Here is a 15,228-nt window from a genome sequence, read left to right as displayed (position 1 = left end):
GTACATTACCGAAGGCCAGATTATTTTGAGCCGACAATTACATCGTAAAGGGGTGTATCCACCTATTGATGTTTTGCCTTCTCTTTCTCGTCTTCGAGACAAGGGGATTGGTAAAGGGAAGACGAGAGAGGATCATTCTGATGTGGCCAATCAGCTTTTTGCCGCCTATGCTCGAGGACGGGAAGCGTTCGAATTGGCAACCATTCTGGGAGAAGCATCATTGACTGAGCTTGACCGTCTGTACATGAAGTTTGCTGAGCGGTTTGAAGATCGATTTGTGCGGCAGGGTGAATATGAGGACCGGAGTATCGATGAGACTCTGAACATTGGGTGGGATCTCCTGCGAATGTTGCCCAGAGAAGAACTGAAGCGTATTCGGGATGCATATCTGGCCCGATTCTATGATCAGAAAACGGGAAGGGGTTCGGAATGAGACTGAATGTGAATCCGAACCGCATGGAGTTGATGAAGCTCAAAAATCGCCTGAGCGTGGCACGTCGGGGGCATAAGCTTCTCAAGGATAAGCTGGATGCGCTGATTCAGGATTTTGTGCGAGTAGTCCGGGAGAACGCCAATCTGCGCCGCCAGATTGAAAGAGAAGTCGTTCGAGCTTTTGAGGCGCAGAATAAGGCTTCTTTGATGCTTTCTGAAGAAGATAAAGCACTGATTACCGTTTTCTCCCGACAGCGGTTGGTGCTTGAAGTGAGTACCAGAAGAATTACTGGAGTGAGGGTTCCCCACTTCGAAGTCAAGGTGGAAGGAAGCGCCTACAACTATGGACTGGTCAGCACTCCCGCAGAAATCGATGCTGCGTTTGGCTCCTTTTTCCAGGTTTTGACGCTTCTTGTGAAGCTTGCCGAGGTGGAAAAAACCATTGAGTTACTGGCAGTGGAGATCGAGAAGACACGTCGCCGGGTCAATGCGCTCGAATATGTGCTGATACCAAGTTTGGAGGAAACCATACGATATATCAATCTTAAGCTTGACGAGCTGGCTCGCTCGGCGGTAGTGAGCATCATGCGTATCAAGGGGTCGCTGAAATGAGTTGAGGATCGCCGTTCTTTCGGACATTCATGGAAATTTTGATGCTTTGAGTGCTGTGGCTTCGTCCATTGCGGTAGAAGAAGTAGTGGTTTTGGGAGATGTGGTTGGATACGGAGCTCAACCGGAAGAATGTGTGCGATGGGTTATGGCCAAAAAGGCAAGAATGGTGATGGGAAATCACGAAGCTTGTCTTTTGGGTATTTTGCCGTTATCCTGGTTTAACCCTCAAGCCCAAGAAGCGGTGTTATGGACACGAGAGCAACTGAGCACTTTCAGTGTCCTTTTTCTTCAGTCCTTACCCCATGTGGATCGCCAGGACGACGTTTTCTGGGTGCATGGGAGTTTACGGGAACCGGTGGAAGAGTATCTAACCAGTGTCTCTTCGGCTCACACTCTTTTTGAACATTTCTCGTTTTGGGTCTGTTTTTTTGGTCATACCCATGTAGCTGAAGGGTATGTGTACCAGAATGGGAGGGTGGAACGGATTTCTTTTGTAGAGGGGGGAGAAATTATTCTCTCTCCAGAGAAGCGTTATCTCATTAACTGTGGAAGTGTTGGTCAACCCCGGGATGGGAATCCTGAAGCGAGTTTTGGTATTTATGATGTGGAAGAGCAAAGGGTGAGGATAGAGCGGGTACAGTATGACATTGAAAAAGCGGCTCAAAAAATCCTCCAAGCTGGACTTCCTGAGGGTCTTGCATACCGACTGTGGGAGGGTAGGTGATTGACAACGGACAGGGGGCGTGTTACTTTTACACCATAGAAAACGAGAAAGGGGGAGTTTGTTTTGCGAGGGTGGATGAAGTATTTTGGAGTGATGATTTTGGTTCTTTTTACAAGTTGTGTTTGGGCTCAGGATGTCATTCGGGTTGGGGCAAACTTGGAGATGACCGGAGCTGTGGCAGCGTATGGGCAGATGATTTGGGAGGGGATCAATTTAGTACGGGAACTTGTTGGTGATGAGGTGTGGGGAAGAAAAGTTGAATTGGTTCTGGTGGATAATAAGAGCGATAAGGTAGAATCGGCGAATGCTGCCACCCGTCTTATTGACAAGGAAAAGGTGGTGGCGATGATTGGTCCAGCCATAAGTGGGAGCATGCTGGCAGTGGGACCAATCTGTGAGGAAAAACAAATTCCGGTTATTTCGGCTACAGCCACCAATCCCCTGGTAACGCAGGGGAAGAAATTCGTTTTCCGAGCCTGTTTCCTTGATCCCTACCAGGCTGCAGCAGCTGCGGTCTTTGCCCGGAATGATCTTAAGGCCGAGACAGCAGCAATTCTTTCGGATATTGCTCAGGATTATTGCGTGGCTTTGGGGAACTTCTTTAAAGAGGAGTTTGAAAAACGAGGCGGAAAGATTGTGGTAGAACAGAACTGTAAGACTGGAGATCAGGATTTCTCAGCTCAGCTCACCACCATCATTAATGCGAACCCTGATATTCTCTACGTTCCAAATTATTACACTGAAATTGCACTCATCTCCCGTCAGGCAAGAGACCTGGGGTTTGAGGGAATCATCCTCTCGGCGGATGGTGCTGATGCTCCAGAGTTATTCGAAGTGGGAGGAGATGCGGTAGAGGGTCTCTATCATACTGCTATCTGGGATGCGACAAAGGGTCTGAATGATGTGGGTCAGAGGTATATCGAACTTTATCAGAAAAAATATGGCAAAGATCCCAACATGTTTGGTGCCCTGGGTGCTGATGCGTATCTTATTCTCGTCGACGCCATCAAGAGAGCTGGCTCCTTAGATCCTGTAGCCATTCGGAATATGATAGAAGAGACGGCTGACCTTGAGGTGGTGACCGGTAAAGTCACCATTGAAAACGGTGACGCGGTTAAACCAGTGGTGGTGCGAAAGGTAGAAGGTGGGAAATTCAATTTCGTCAAGACGGTCGTGGTAGAGTAGGATGTTCTGGCTACGGGGCGTACGCCCCGTAGCCTTTTTAGTGAGGAAGAGGAATGAGCTGGACAACCTTTTTTCAGCAGTTAATGAATGGGATTTCGGTAGGGAGTCTCTATGCCTTACTGGCGATTGGTTATACCCTGGTATATGGGATTCTGGGTCTCATTAATTTTGCGCATAGTGACGTTTTTATGTTGGGTACCTACTTTGCTTTTTTCATGATTGGAGTTTTTCTCCTTCCCTGGTGGCTGTCAGTAGTCATTGGGGTAGGTTTGTGTGCCCTCGTGGGTATGACCATTGAGCGGGTTGCTTATCGTCCTCTGCGGAATGCCCCGCGTATTTCTGCGTTGATTACCGCTGTGGGAGTGTCTTTTTTCATCGAAAACCTGGGGCTGGTTACGGTGGGAGCCCGTCCCAAGGGTTTTCCTCGTCCTGAGCTCATGAAAAATGTTTACTTTATTGCTGGAGCACGTATTCAGGGAGTGACTTTCTGGGTACCCCTTTTCAGCATTGCCATTCTTCTGGTGCTGTTTTACCTGGTCTATCGAACCAAAATGGGTATGGCTATGCGGGCGGTATCAAGGGATATGGAAACCACAAGGCTCATGGGAGTCAATGTGGACCGTATTATTCTTTATACCTTTGCTCTGGGGTCTGCATTGGCTGGTATTGGTGGTGTTTTGTGGGCGTGCAAGTATCCCCAAATTAATCCTCTCATGGGCACTTTTCCAGGGTGGAAAGCATTTACTGCGGCGGTGGTGGGAGGGATTGGAAATGTAGTTGGGGCGATGATTGGAGGATTTATCATCGGTTTGGCAGAGATTTTGATTGTGGCTTTCTTTCCAAATCTTACTGGATATCGGGATGCCTTTGTGTTCGCTTTGCTGATTCTGTTTTTGCTGGTCAAACCAAGTGGAGTTATGGGTGAAACATTGAAGGAGAAAGTGTAATTCATGTCCAAGGTCGAAAAAAGGAATTTCCTGCTGACTGGATTTTTCTTTGTCCTTTTGATGGTGGGAGTGTGGTGGGCGCAGAATCATTTAAATGCGTATTTAGTGAGAATTTTTAACACCGCCTGCATCTATGTCGTGGCAGCAACGGCATATAATTTGGTGAACGGCGTTACGGGACAGTTTTCTCTGGGTCCGAATGGATTTATGGCTATTGGTGGGTATACGGTGGCTTTACTCATGTTGCCTCTTTCGCAAAAACAGGAAGTGTACTTCTTGCAACCGCTCATGTGGCCCTTTAGTGCCTTCAGCTTTCCTCCCTCCCTTTTCCTTTTAGCCCTTGTTTTGGGTGGACTTCTGGCATCTCTGGTGGCAATTTGCATTGGGGTGCCCACTTTGAGGCTTAGAGGTGATTATCTAGCAATAGCAACCTTTGGCTTTGGAGAGATTATCATTGTTCTGGCAAATAATCTTATTCCCCTTACCAATGGGGCTCTGGGAATTAAGGGCATACCCGAATATACCAACCTCTGGTGGACGGTGAACTGGGCGTTCTGGACCGTTTTTGCGCTTAAAAATCTGGTCAATTCAAGTTTTGGAAGGGCACTCAAGGCCATTCGTGAAGATGAAGTCGCTGCTGAAGCTATGGGTATTAACCTCTTTCGCCATAAACTTCTGGCTTTCGCTTTGAGTGGGTTCTTTGCCGGTGTGGCAGGGGGACTTTTTGTAACGTTAATCAGCACCGTTTCTCCTACGCTTTTCACTTTCACCATGACTTTCAACCTGCTTATCATCATCGTTCTGGGTGGATTGGGGAGTCTTACTGGTTCTACGGTGACGGCGATTCTTTTTGCGTTCTTGCAGGAAGGCTTGCGAGAAGTAGAAGCACCTCACGTCATTGGTTCCTGGACTTTTCCGGGTATTCCAGGCATGAGAATGGTGGTGTTTTCGGCTATACTGGTTTTGCTGATGATTTTTTATCGTCGAGGTCTTTTTGGTCGACGGGAGCTATCCTGGCAGGATTTTGTGAATGTATGGTCCAGGGGGAGAAACGTTCATGGAATATCGTGATTCCCGGATGCTCTATCTTGACAAACTGACCATTGCTTTTGGGGGATTGCTTGCAGTCAATGACTTCTCTCTGGAAATATTTCCAGGGGATCTCGTGGGCCTCATTGGCCCAAATGGGGCAGGGAAGACCACCGTATTTAATTTAATTAGTGGTCAGTACTTTCCCACCAGGGGTAAAGTATGGTTTAACGGTCGGGAAATTACAGGTCTATCGCCGGATAAAATTACTGCTTTGGGGATTGCTCGAACCTTTCAAAATATTCGGTTGTTCGGTGACTTGAGCGTTTTGGAAAATGTGCTGGTATCCTTTCATGTGCGCACCAAAAGTTCTTTTTTGTCCTCTATGTTTTGCCTCCCTCGTTCTTTACAGGAAGAAAAAAAGGTTCGGGAAGCAGCCTATGCGCTCCTCGAAGCGGTGGGATTGAAGGATATGGCTTTTGAAAGTGCTAGATCGCTTCCCTACGGGCAACAGAGGCGTCTAGAAATTGCTCGAGCCCTAGCCACTTATCCTAAGCTTCTCCTTCTCGATGAGCCAGCGGCGGGAATGAATCCCCAGGAAACACAGGAGCTCATGGAATTTATTCAGAAAATTCGGAGAGAGTTCAGCTTGACCATTTTTCTCATTGAGCATGATATGAAAGTGGTGATGGGAATCTGCGAACGTGTCGCAGTGATGGATTTTGGACTTAAAATTGCCGAAGGAACTCCAGAAGAAATTCGTAATGACCCTCGAGTTATTGAGGCGTATCTGGGAGTGGAAGGCTGAAATGGACCAGAGTACAGTTTTGAAGGTTGAGGATTTACACGTTTTCTATGGTGGGATTCATGCTTTGAAAGGGATTTCCCTGGAGGTACAGAAGGGGAAAATCATCGCCCTCATTGGAGCGAATGGTGCCGGTAAAAGTACCACCTTGAGGACGATATCTGGTCTTGTAAAACCCCAGAGGGGGCAGATTCATTTTTGGGGTGAAGATGTGACGGAGAAAGCGTCGCACAAAATTGTGGAGCTTGGTATTGTCATGGTTCCTGAGGGGAGGAGGATTTTTCCTAATCTTACGGTGATGGAAAATCTTCTTTTGGGGAGTTACATTCGCCAGAACCGTCAGGAAGTAAAAAAAGATCTTGACTGGGTTTTTGCCCTCTTTCCTCGTCTTCGCGAGCGAACCTGGCAAAAAGGAGGGACATTGAGTGGTGGTGAACAGCAGATGCTGGCTGTAGCCCGGGCCTTGATGTCTCGTCCAAGGCTTCTCATGATGGATGAACCTTCTTTGGGATTAGCACCACTTCTGGTCAGGGAAATCTTTCAGATCATTACCACCCTGAATCGAGAAGGGGTAACGATTCTCCTTATTGAGCAAAACGCCAAAGCGGCATTAGAGATTGCTGATTATGCTTATGTTCTTGAGACTGGTCGCATTACCCTGCGGGGTGAGGGAAAACATCTTCTTCTTGATGAACGGGTAAGAAAAGCCTATCTTGGAGAGGGATAGGGTTAACTCCCTATTCGCAAATGTTTTCTGTGCAAGAAGATTGGGTCTTTTTTTGGGAAGCCACTTTTTTCTCCATCAAGACTGACAGAGCTTGGGCAATTTTCTCATAACTCACATTTTTGTCCCAGCGCTGGACCACTCTTCCGGTTGGTGAAAGGAGAAAGAGACTCGGTGTATTCCATATACCCAAAATCACCCGGTCTCGGGGAGCAAGGTAATAAATCTTCATCTCAAAGGGCAAACTTTCATGGATATTCTGCAACGCCCGCCAGTCGCATTCCGAACAGATTGGAAAAAAGAGGAGGGTATCGTTTCCCTTGAGTTTATTTTGGAACTGGAGTACCGTGTTGAGACAGGAGAAACAATCGGGAGAAAAAAAATAAAGCAAAGACCACGATGAAAGAGGAATACGCTGCTCTTCACCTTGGAGGGTGTAAAGATTGAAGGTGGGCAATTTTCGTACTGATGCTCCAGCATAACCAATGGTTCCGATGGTTATGGCAACGACGAGAAACATGAGGGCAAACTTCAACCATTGTACCTTTTTCATGAGTGTTACCTCCTTTTAATAAATCGGATAGGGTGTGAATACCGGATCTCCCTCTTGGGCCAAGGAAGAAGTGAGGCGGTAGATGAGGTTCCTTTTGTAGAGGTCCAACACAAAGATGTCCCAATTGTTACCTTCTTTCTGGCCTCTGAAAGTTATCCATCGCCCGTCCGGGGAAGGAGCGGGATGAGCTTTGGGAAAGTTGTCCACCGTCAGTCGGGTGATGTTTCTTTCGAATACGCTGTAAAGGTAAAGGTCATACATTCCATTGATCTCGCCAACAAAAACAATATTTTGTCCATTGAACATAAAGGTTGGTTGAAAAACATTACCAGGGAAATCAAGAGTTTCTTCGGTCTGGGAAAGAAGATTCTTTATCTTGAGTTGCCACTTCCCCCCGGTGAGTTCGCAGTAGATGAATCGCTGACCATCTCTGGAAAATGATGGGGCATCGACTGGATTTTCCTTTTCAAAGAGGAGACGTTGATTGGAGCCATCCAGATTCATGGTAAAGAACCCCCTTTTTGTGTTGCGCTCGGAGACGAAAACAATTTTCCGGTCTCTCTCGGAAAACGAGGGAGAAGCATCGCTCCATTCCCAGGGGCTGAGGCACTGAAATGCGCGCTCCTGCATCGCAAAGAGGTAGATGGCTTTTTTATGACCCTGGTTCGCTACAAAGGCGAGGAACTGACCATCGGGACTCATGGTGAGGCCCTCCGCTGGTCCAAAGAGGAAGGAAGTGAGCAGTACCTCTCTTTTTCCCTGCGGGTCAATAGCCAGAAGCAGGAACTGACCATTCGTTTCACGGGGAAAAATAATTTTGATCTCCGGTTCAAGAGCCAGAATTTTTCGCATCTTCTCTTTTAACGTTGCTTCCATTGTTTTTCCTTCTTCTTTCTTGCGTACCATAGATAAAATTTCTTGCCTAAAATGGAGATCAATTAGTTCTACAAAGAGCAAAGAATCCTTTTCGTAAGCCACAAAAAAGAGATTGGCGAGTGAGGCTAATTTTTCTAAGGAGACGGGTTTCGTAATTTCTTCTTGGGGAGGGAGAGGTTCAGGGGGGACAACCACGATGAGGTTTGCTTCATGGGCGAAGAATTCTTTGAGGGAGAGGATGGATTCGTTCTGGGTATAATCCAAAAAAAGGAGCTTCTCTGAAGCGTTGGTTTGATGAGTGATGATGAGTATCCAGAGGAAGGCTACAAAAAAAATCTGGTGACTTTTTTTCATTTTGTTGGGATACCCCCTTTGCGGTGAGCAATTCTTCACGCTTTTTTAATAGTATAATAAAAGCTGGTGAAAATAAAGTGGGAAACTTTTCGATTGTCACGGTTTCACGAGAAGTAGAGAGCTTGGGGGATGAAATTGCCCTGAAGCTTTCCAAAAAACTGGGTTTCGAGATGATTGACCGAGAAAAATGGGTTTCAGTTTTAGAAGATTGGAAGCCTGGCTTTCCGGCCGAACCACCTCTTGATGACCAGATGCAAAAGGAATGGATGACCACGGTGCGCTCATTTCTTCAGGAGCGAGCCGAAAAACGGGCTTTTGTGCTTTTGGGAAGAGGAGGACAGAGAGTTCTCGAAGGTCTTGATTCGGCCTTCCATCTTTTGATTGTGGCCCCAACGGAGATTCGTCTCCGAAGGATTATGGAAAAATACCATCAGGACGAAGTCACTGCGGCGCGTATTCTTGCTGAACAGGATCTACAGAGAGAGAGGTTTTTGTTGCGCCATTTTGGGATTGATTGGAGGAATCCTCTTTATTACCACTTGGTGCTCAATACTGGTTCGTACCGGGTAGAAGAAGCCTGTAATCTGATAATGGAAGCGATGAAAAAAGTGGCTGATAGATTGTTCATCTCTGGAAAACAAAAGTCGCTCTTTGAAGAGAAAAATTTCATCAAAGAAACAGTGGTATTTTCCCATCCTTCGGAGGAAGAATTTGCCCGGCTTCTCAACTTTTATAACATCCGTTGGCTTTACGAACCGAGGACTTTTCCTTTAGCCTGGGACAGCGAAGGCAATGTGACCGAGGCGTTCGCTCCCGATTTTTACCTGCCTGATTTTGATCTTTTTATCGAATTGACGACTCAAAAACAAAAGTTAACCTGGAAGAAAAATAAAAAGGTGCGTCGGCTCAAGGAACTTTATCCCGAGGTGAAGATAAAACTCATCTATGCTCGAGACTACCAGCACATTGTGCGCAAATTTGGAGGGAGTAAATGACTGAACCAACTCGTTTGGGAAACCTCGTTTTTAGCCGAGAGGAAGTCACAAAACGGGTACAGGAGGTTGGTGTAGAAATCAGCCGCGATTATGAAGGCCGGAGACCCTTACTGATCGTGATATTACGGGGGGCAGTGTATTTTGCGGTGGATCTCAGCCGAACACTCTCAGTGCCATTTGACATCGATTTTATGGCCCTTTCTCCCTTTAAACCTGGTTTACAGCGGGTGGAAATTGAAAAGGATGCGGATACACCCCTTTTGGGGAGAGATGTTTTGATTATTGAAGATATTGTGGATACGGGATTGACCTTGAATTTTCTGAAGCGCCAATTAGAGAAAAGGTTTCCTAGGAGTATCAAAGTATGTAGCTTTTTGAACTGTCCGAGTCGACGCATTGTCGAGGTGGAAATTCACTACTTTTGCTTTGAGATTCCGGACGTTTATGTGGTTGGATATGGTCTGGATTTTAAAGGTGATTTTCGCAATCTCCTTGGAGTATACACGTTATACGATCCGACTGGACGAGATACCCAGATACTGAAAAAGATGGGGAAAGGAGGAAAGCAGTGAATTTTGTTCGTGAAGCCGTTCGGAAGATGGAAGGATATGTGCCGGGAGAACAACCCCAAGAGGAGGGATATATTAAACTCAACACCAATGAAAATCCGTACCCTCCCTCTCCCAAGATTGTGGAAAGGCTTATTGAGTTCCTCTCCCATGCTTCTCTTGCACTCTATCCGCAACCTCTCAGTGACCGGGTACGAGAGCAAATTGAGAAAATCTATGGGTTTCCCAGAGAATGGGTGATGGTGGGGAATGGTTCAGACGAGCTCCTGAACATAGTATTGCGAGTTTTTGCTGGAAAGGGAGATGTGGTAGCCTATCCTTTCCCTACGTATACGCTTTATAGAACTCTGGTGCTCCTTCAAGAAGCTGAGCCTCGAGAAATCCCATTTCCAGAGGATTTTTCTCTCCCTGGAGAGCTTATCACTGTAAAGGCGAATCTGAAGGTGCTCTGTAATCCAAATTCTCCCACCGGGACATACATTCCCAAAGAGGAGATCGAGGAGCTCCTGCGTATGTCTTCATGTCCGGTGCTGGTGGACGAAGCTTATGTGGATTTTGCTCCGGAGAGCGTTCTTTCTCTGCTTCCTCGGTTTTCGAATCTGCTTGTAGCGCGGACACTTTCTAAATCTTTTTCTCTGGCCGGTTTACGCATTGGTTTTCTTTTCGCACATCCCGAGACACTGCGGGAAATTTTGAAAGCTAAGGATTCCTACAACGTGAGCACTCTTTCTCAGGTCGGGGCCGAGGTTGCTCTGGAAGAGATTGCGTATGCCATGGAAAATGTGGAGCGAATCAGGCGTACTCGTTCCTGGTTTACCAGAAAGATGGAGGAGATGGGATTTTACGTGTACCCGTCTCAGGCGAATTTCATCCTGATTCGAAGAGAGGGATACGACCTACGTTTTCTCTACGAAGCGCTCAAAAAAAGAAAGATTCTGGTGCGATATTTCGGAGAATGGCCCAGCTGTTTGCGAATCACCGTTGGTACCGATGAGCAGATGGAAGCCTTGCTCCATAATATGCGAGAAATCGTAAGGGAGTTATTTTGATGTTTAAACTTTTTATCTGGGATCTGGATAACACGTTGGTGGGTACTTCCCCGCTTCTGTGGGGAGCCTTTTCTTGGGTGGCGGAAAAATACACTGGTCGTGCAATGAGTCCGGCTGAAATCGTGAGCCTCTATGGACCTCCCGAAGACCAGGTGATTGCAAAAATAGTGGGGAATGAAAAGAAAGAAGAAGCGTTGCAGGAATTTTACGCCTTCTATGAGAAAAAACATCAGGAACTGGTGGAAGTCTTTGCGCCGGTGGTGGAGGCCATTCTGTTTTTGCGAAAGAAGGGTGTGAAACAAGCCCTTTTTACCTCTAAAGGTCGGAAAAGTGCGATGATGACCCTGGAGAAACTCAATCTTGGAAGGCTCTTCGATTTTGTTCTCTGTGGAGACGAAGTTGAACATGCCAAACCTTCCCCGGAAGGGGTTTGGCAAATTCTCTCCTTTTTTGGTATGCAACCAGAGGAAGCAGTGTATGTGGGTGATTCACCTCTTGATGCACAGGCTGCAGCAGGTGCTCAAGTTCCCTTTGTGATGGTTTTATGGGATTCGTTTCATCGTGAGAGGGCCCCCGAGGTCAGAGCTTACCGGTTTTTTGCAAAGCCCGAAGAGTTCTTTGACTGGGTAAAGGAAGTGTACCGATGAGATTTGAGAAAGTCCTGAAACGAGATGGAAAAGTAGAGGAGTTTTCTCCTTCTAAAATCACCAATGCTATCTTCAAAGCGCTTTCTGCTTGTGGGAAAAAAGATCAAGCACTCGCCGAGCGGCTGACTGAAAAGGTCATTGATGTTCTGGCCCAGCGGGTAACCGGCATTTTGCCCAGTGTGGAAACGATTCAAGATGGAGTGGAAGACGTGCTCATGGCGGAAGGACTTTCAGATGTGGCGCGAGCGTATATCCTGTATCGGGAAAAACGGAGAAATCTTCGCGAGGCCAAATGGCAACTTTTTGGTGTTCGGGACGATTTGAAGTTGTCCCTCAATGCAGTGCGAATTTTGCAGGAGCGTTATCTCCTCAAGAATGAAGAAGGAGAAGTGGTGGAAACACCAAAAGAAATGATGCAGCGTGTGGCGCAAGCCATTGCGGCAGTGGAAAAGAATTACGGTGGGGAAGAAGACCAGACCTTTGAAGAATTTTATACTCTGCTTTGCGGGCTGCTTTTTTTGCCAAATTCCCCCACACTCATGAATGCTGGAACTCCTCTTGGACAGCTTTCTGCTTGTTTTGTATTGCCCATTGAGGATTCCATTGACTCGATTTTTGATACTTTAAAGGAAATGGCTCTGATCCATAAATCAGGAGGTGGAACCGGGTTTAACTTTTCTCATTTACGTCCCAAGGGGGATCTAGTTCAAAGTACTGGCGGACGGGCTTCTGGACCGGTTTCGTTTATGAGGATTTTTGATACGGCAACTGAGGTGGTGAAGCAGGGAGGAAAAAGGCGCGGTGCCAATATGGGTATTTTGCGTTTGAATCACCCTGATATTGAAGAATTCATTCGAGCAAAGGAGCGATCCGAATTTTTGGAGAACTTTAACCTTTCGGTGGCAGTGACACAGGAAGAAATGGAAAAAGTGAAAAAGGGCGATATGCTTGAACTGGTTAATCCCCGCAATGGACAGGTAGTTAGGAAAATCAATGCTCGTGCCCTTTTTGAACGAATTGCGGAAAGTGCCTGGAGGAGTGGGGAACCAGGAATGATTTTCCTGGATCGGATTAACTGTGATAATCCCACACCGTCTCTGGGAAGGATTGAAGCAACCAATCCCTGTGGGGAAGTACCGTTGCTACCGTATGAATCCTGTAACCTGGGTTCTCTCAATCTTTCCCGGATGGTGAAAGAGGGACGGATTGATTATGAACGATTGAAGGATACGGTATGGAAGGCTGTCCATTTTTTGGATAACGTGATTGACGCAAACCATTATCCTTTGTCTCTGGTAGAGGAAATGGTTAAAGGGAATCGAAAGATTGGCCTTGGAGTTATGGGTTTTGCTGATATGCTCATCCAGCTGGGGATTCCCTATTACAGCGAGGGTGCTTTGAAGGTTGCTCAAGAGGTTATCCAGTTTATTGCTTTGCAGGCTCGGCTGGCTTCGATGAGACTGGCTGAAAAGCGGGGTACCTTCCCCAGGTATCCCGATAGTATTTGGGCGAAAAGGGGTCTTCGACTTCGTAATGCGACTCTGCTTTCCATTGCTCCAACCGGTTCTATCAGTTTGATTGCTTCCTGCTCAAGTGGCATTGAACCGCTTTTTGCTCTGGCTTTTCGTCGTTACGTTCTGGAGCAAACGGAGATTGTGGAGGTGCACCCTCTTTTAGAGGAAATGTTTTCTCATTACGGAATTTCAGAAACTTTGCAGCGTCACATTCTTGAGAAAGGGAACATGGAAGGAATCGAGGGAATTCCACCGGAATTTCACGCCCGGTTTTTCACCGCTTTGGAAATTCCTCCCGAATTCCATGTTCGGATGCAGGCTGCTTTCCAAAAGTATGTTGATAACGCAGTTTCAAAAACGGTGAATCTCTCAGCAGAATCGACTCCCCAAGAAGTGCTCGCGGTGTACCTTTTGGCTTATGAATTGCAGTGCAAGGGTATTACCGTATACCGTTACCAGAGTCGACCCGCACAGGTTCTATATCTTGGAGTGGAGGGAGAGTGCAAAGAATGCTGAGCAAGTCTTGGGCGATGTAAAGCGCTCCATTTCTTTGGTTCTGCCATATCCTTTTACTGAAGTCTTCGGCTTTTTTCTGCATTTGGGGTAGGTTGGTAATTGTTTCCTTCAAGATGGATGCGGTTTTCTCTGGGGTATTCTCTCCCTGAATCAATGCTTCGCGCAAGAGGAGTTTTTGCCGTTTCTCTAAAAAATACCGGTTGACCTGAATCGCCCGTGTGGCGTAGGGCTCAAGGCATGGTATTCCCAAGTGGGCTGCATGCTCTAATGCAGTTCCGGCAAATCCAACCACAAGAGCGGTGTCACCAAGGCGCGTGAAGTAATCTCCTTGACTCCAGGTAACCGAGAGACCTTCAAGGGAGAAAGAAGAGGTTGAAGGAATTGCTCCGATTTCTCGAACCAAACTTTCGATTTCTAGAGTTGATGGTTCGGGTGGAAAAACAAAATGCGGGAGGTAGGGAGGGAAAAGACTGCGGGTATGGAGGATGGTGGTAACCAGGAACCGAAAATTTTCTTTCCAATCACCGCGATGTCCGGGAAGGAAAAGGATAGTCTGACTCTTGGGATTTTTCTTGGGGAGGAGTGGTCCTACGAATCCAAGGTAACAGGCGTTAATTCCCAGACTTTGAAGCCACAGCGCGGTGGGGTGGTCACGAGTATAGATTTTTTGAACCAGGTGATGGAGCAGATGGGCGTTGAATTTTCCGAGACGTTCATACGGTTTTCCTTTGGTATGGAGGAGTGCGGTATGGGCGCAGGCGAAAAGGTAGGCTTTCTTCCTTAAGGATATGAAACTCAGAAGGAGTAGAAAAACGTCTCCAATGACTACTACCATGTCCACCGTTCTTCTGATCCGTGCCAGGTGGTATATTGATTGGAGCGTATTTTTCGCTCCACCGCTTAGAACATCGAAGATCAGTCGACCGAGTCGCTGAAAGACGTTTCCGAGGTACACACCCCCATAGGGCAGGGGCAAAAAACTTTTGAGAAGGGAACATTGTTGGGGGTGTTGTCTGCAGAGGTCTTGCAGGAGTTTTCCTTCTCCCACAAGTGGCATAAAACTGAGACGGACCGGGATTTTCTGACGTTTTGCTTCCTCAATAAAAGCGGTGGCGATGAGTTGCAGGAAAGAATCTTCGCCATATCCATTACTCAAAAATAGTACATGCTTTTCCATCATTTCATTTTATGGTATGCTATGAAGAATTAAAAATCAAGAGAAAAGGGGGCCGTAAAGATTGCGTTGGCCGGGGATTTTAGAGTACTTTGCTGAATATCTCCCTCTCACTGAAAAAACACCCCTCATTACCCTTCAGGAGGGGAACACCCCTCTGATTTCGTCTTCAAGCCTCTTTAAGAAGGTTGGAGTGGGAAGGTTGTTTTTTAAATTTGAGGGGATGAATCCTACCGGTTCATTTAAGGATCGGGGAATGGTGGTGGCGATCGCTAAGGCCAAGGAGGAAGGGAAAGAGGTGGTCATGTGTGCTTCAACCGGAAATACTTCCGCCTCGGCAGCCGCCTATGCTAAAAGAGCAGGATTATCCTGTGTCGTACTCATCCCTCAGGGAAAAATTGCTCTGTTCGGCAATAGCACCCATTGCCAACTCGGGCTGGCCGGGCACCCCCAACTTGCGCACCAGCAACACATCGAGCGGCGCAGCGAGCGCTTGCGCCACTTCGTAGGCGACCGGCACACC

Annotated in this window: 17 protein-coding genes; 14 read left to right on the top strand and 3 right to left on the bottom strand. The window is 47.0% G+C overall.

What is annotated here, in order from left to right:
* The 8 genes from ABDK92_06625 to ABDK92_06590 all read left to right on the top strand — a co-directional run.
* The coding region (locus ABDK92_06625; protein MEN3186297.1) for a V-type ATP synthase subunit B at window positions 1-433 on the top strand (433 nt) is incomplete at its 5' end.
* A complete protein-coding gene (locus ABDK92_06620) occupies window positions 430-1,044 on the top strand; it encodes a V-type ATP synthase subunit D (protein ID MEN3186296.1) in 615 nt (204 codons plus the stop codon). The genes ABDK92_06625 and ABDK92_06620, both read left to right, overlap by 4 nt.
* Window position 1,045: 1 nt before the next feature.
* Window positions 1,046-1,768 carry a metallophosphoesterase gene (locus ABDK92_06615; GenBank protein ID MEN3186295.1) on the top strand — a complete coding sequence of 241 codons (723 nt, stop codon included), beginning with the start codon at window positions 1,046-1,048 and terminating at the stop codon, window positions 1,766-1,768.
* Between the two features lie 63 nt (window positions 1,769-1,831).
* Window positions 1,832-2,953: an ABC transporter substrate-binding protein gene (locus ABDK92_06610; protein MEN3186294.1), complete on the top strand. Its 1,122-nt coding sequence runs from the start codon at window positions 1,832-1,834 to the stop codon at window positions 2,951-2,953.
* 53 nt (window positions 2,954-3,006) lie between these two features.
* Entirely contained in the window at window positions 3,007-3,900 is an 894-nt protein-coding gene (locus ABDK92_06605; GenBank protein ID MEN3186293.1) for a branched-chain amino acid ABC transporter permease, read from the top strand.
* Window positions 3,901-3,903: 3 nt separating this feature from the next.
* A complete protein-coding gene (locus ABDK92_06600) occupies window positions 3,904-4,971 on the top strand; it encodes a branched-chain amino acid ABC transporter permease (protein ID MEN3186292.1) in 1,068 nt (355 codons plus the stop codon).
* A complete protein-coding gene (locus ABDK92_06595) occupies window positions 4,958-5,737 on the top strand; it encodes an ABC transporter ATP-binding protein (GenBank protein MEN3186291.1) in 780 nt (259 codons plus the stop codon). Before ABDK92_06600 ends, ABDK92_06595 begins: the two co-directional genes overlap by 14 nt.
* Window positions 5,694-6,461, top strand: a complete 768-nt coding sequence (locus ABDK92_06590; GenBank protein MEN3186290.1) for an ABC transporter ATP-binding protein — start codon at window positions 5,694-5,696, stop codon at window positions 6,459-6,461. Before ABDK92_06595 ends, ABDK92_06590 begins: the two co-directional genes overlap by 44 nt.
* A gap of 10 nt (window positions 6,462-6,471) precedes the next feature.
* Here the strand turns inward: ABDK92_06590 and ABDK92_06585 are convergent, their stop codons facing one another.
* Together ABDK92_06585 and ABDK92_06580 are read right to left on the bottom strand one after the other, a co-directional pair.
* Complete coding sequence (locus ABDK92_06585; GenBank protein MEN3186289.1) at window positions 6,472-7,011, bottom strand: hypothetical protein; 540 nt, start codon at window positions 7,009-7,011, stop codon at window positions 6,472-6,474.
* A gap of 15 nt (window positions 7,012-7,026) precedes the next feature.
* Window positions 7,027-8,241: a hypothetical protein gene (locus ABDK92_06580; protein MEN3186288.1), complete on the bottom strand. Its 1,215-nt coding sequence runs from the start codon at window positions 8,239-8,241 to the stop codon at window positions 7,027-7,029.
* 77 nt (window positions 8,242-8,318) lie between these two features.
* Between ABDK92_06580 and ABDK92_06575 the strand changes: the two genes are divergently transcribed.
* The 5 genes from ABDK92_06575 to ABDK92_06555 are packed head-to-tail and all read left to right on the top strand — an operon-like array spanning window position 8,319 to window position 13,531.
* Window positions 8,319-9,236 (top strand): cytidylate kinase family protein, encoded by a 918-nt coding sequence (locus ABDK92_06575; GenBank protein ID MEN3186287.1) that lies wholly within the window; start codon window positions 8,319-8,321, stop codon window positions 9,234-9,236.
* Complete coding sequence (hpt, locus tag ABDK92_06570; protein ID MEN3186286.1) at window positions 9,233-9,808, top strand: hypoxanthine phosphoribosyltransferase; 576 nt, start codon at window positions 9,233-9,235, stop codon at window positions 9,806-9,808. Before ABDK92_06575 ends, hpt begins: the two co-directional genes overlap by 4 nt.
* Complete coding sequence (gene hisC / locus ABDK92_06565) at window positions 9,805-10,854, top strand: histidinol-phosphate transaminase (GenBank protein MEN3186285.1); 1,050 nt, start codon at window positions 9,805-9,807, stop codon at window positions 10,852-10,854. The genes hpt and hisC overlap by 4 nt, the downstream gene beginning before the upstream one ends.
* The gene (locus ABDK92_06560) at window positions 10,854-11,501 is read left to right on the top strand and encodes an HAD family hydrolase (protein MEN3186284.1); all 648 of its coding nucleotides are present in this window, start codon (window positions 10,854-10,856) and stop codon (window positions 11,499-11,501) included. Before hisC ends, ABDK92_06560 begins: the two co-directional genes overlap by 1 nt.
* Window positions 11,498-13,531, top strand: a complete 2,034-nt coding sequence (locus ABDK92_06555) for an adenosylcobalamin-dependent ribonucleoside-diphosphate reductase (protein ID MEN3186283.1) — start codon at window positions 11,498-11,500, stop codon at window positions 13,529-13,531. Before ABDK92_06560 ends, ABDK92_06555 begins: the two co-directional genes overlap by 4 nt.
* On the opposite strand, the gene ABDK92_06550 is transcribed toward ABDK92_06555, so the two are convergent.
* Entirely contained in the window at window positions 13,455-14,711 is a 1,257-nt protein-coding gene (locus tag ABDK92_06550; GenBank protein MEN3186282.1) for a hypothetical protein, read from the bottom strand. The two genes, ABDK92_06555 and ABDK92_06550, sit on opposite strands and share 77 nt — an antisense overlap.
* A gap of 58 nt (window positions 14,712-14,769) precedes the next feature.
* Between ABDK92_06550 and ABDK92_06545 the strand changes: the two genes are divergently transcribed.
* The coding region (locus tag ABDK92_06545; GenBank protein ID MEN3186281.1) for a pyridoxal-phosphate dependent enzyme at window positions 14,770-15,228 on the top strand (459 nt) is incomplete at its 3' end.

It is taken from the genome of Atribacterota bacterium, assembly GCA_039638595.1.
In the GTDB taxonomy this organism is placed as follows: domain Bacteria; phylum Atribacterota; class Atribacteria; order Atribacterales; family Caldatribacteriaceae; genus Profundicultor; species Profundicultor thermophilus.
This window is presented reverse-complemented; position numbering and strand designations above follow the sequence as displayed.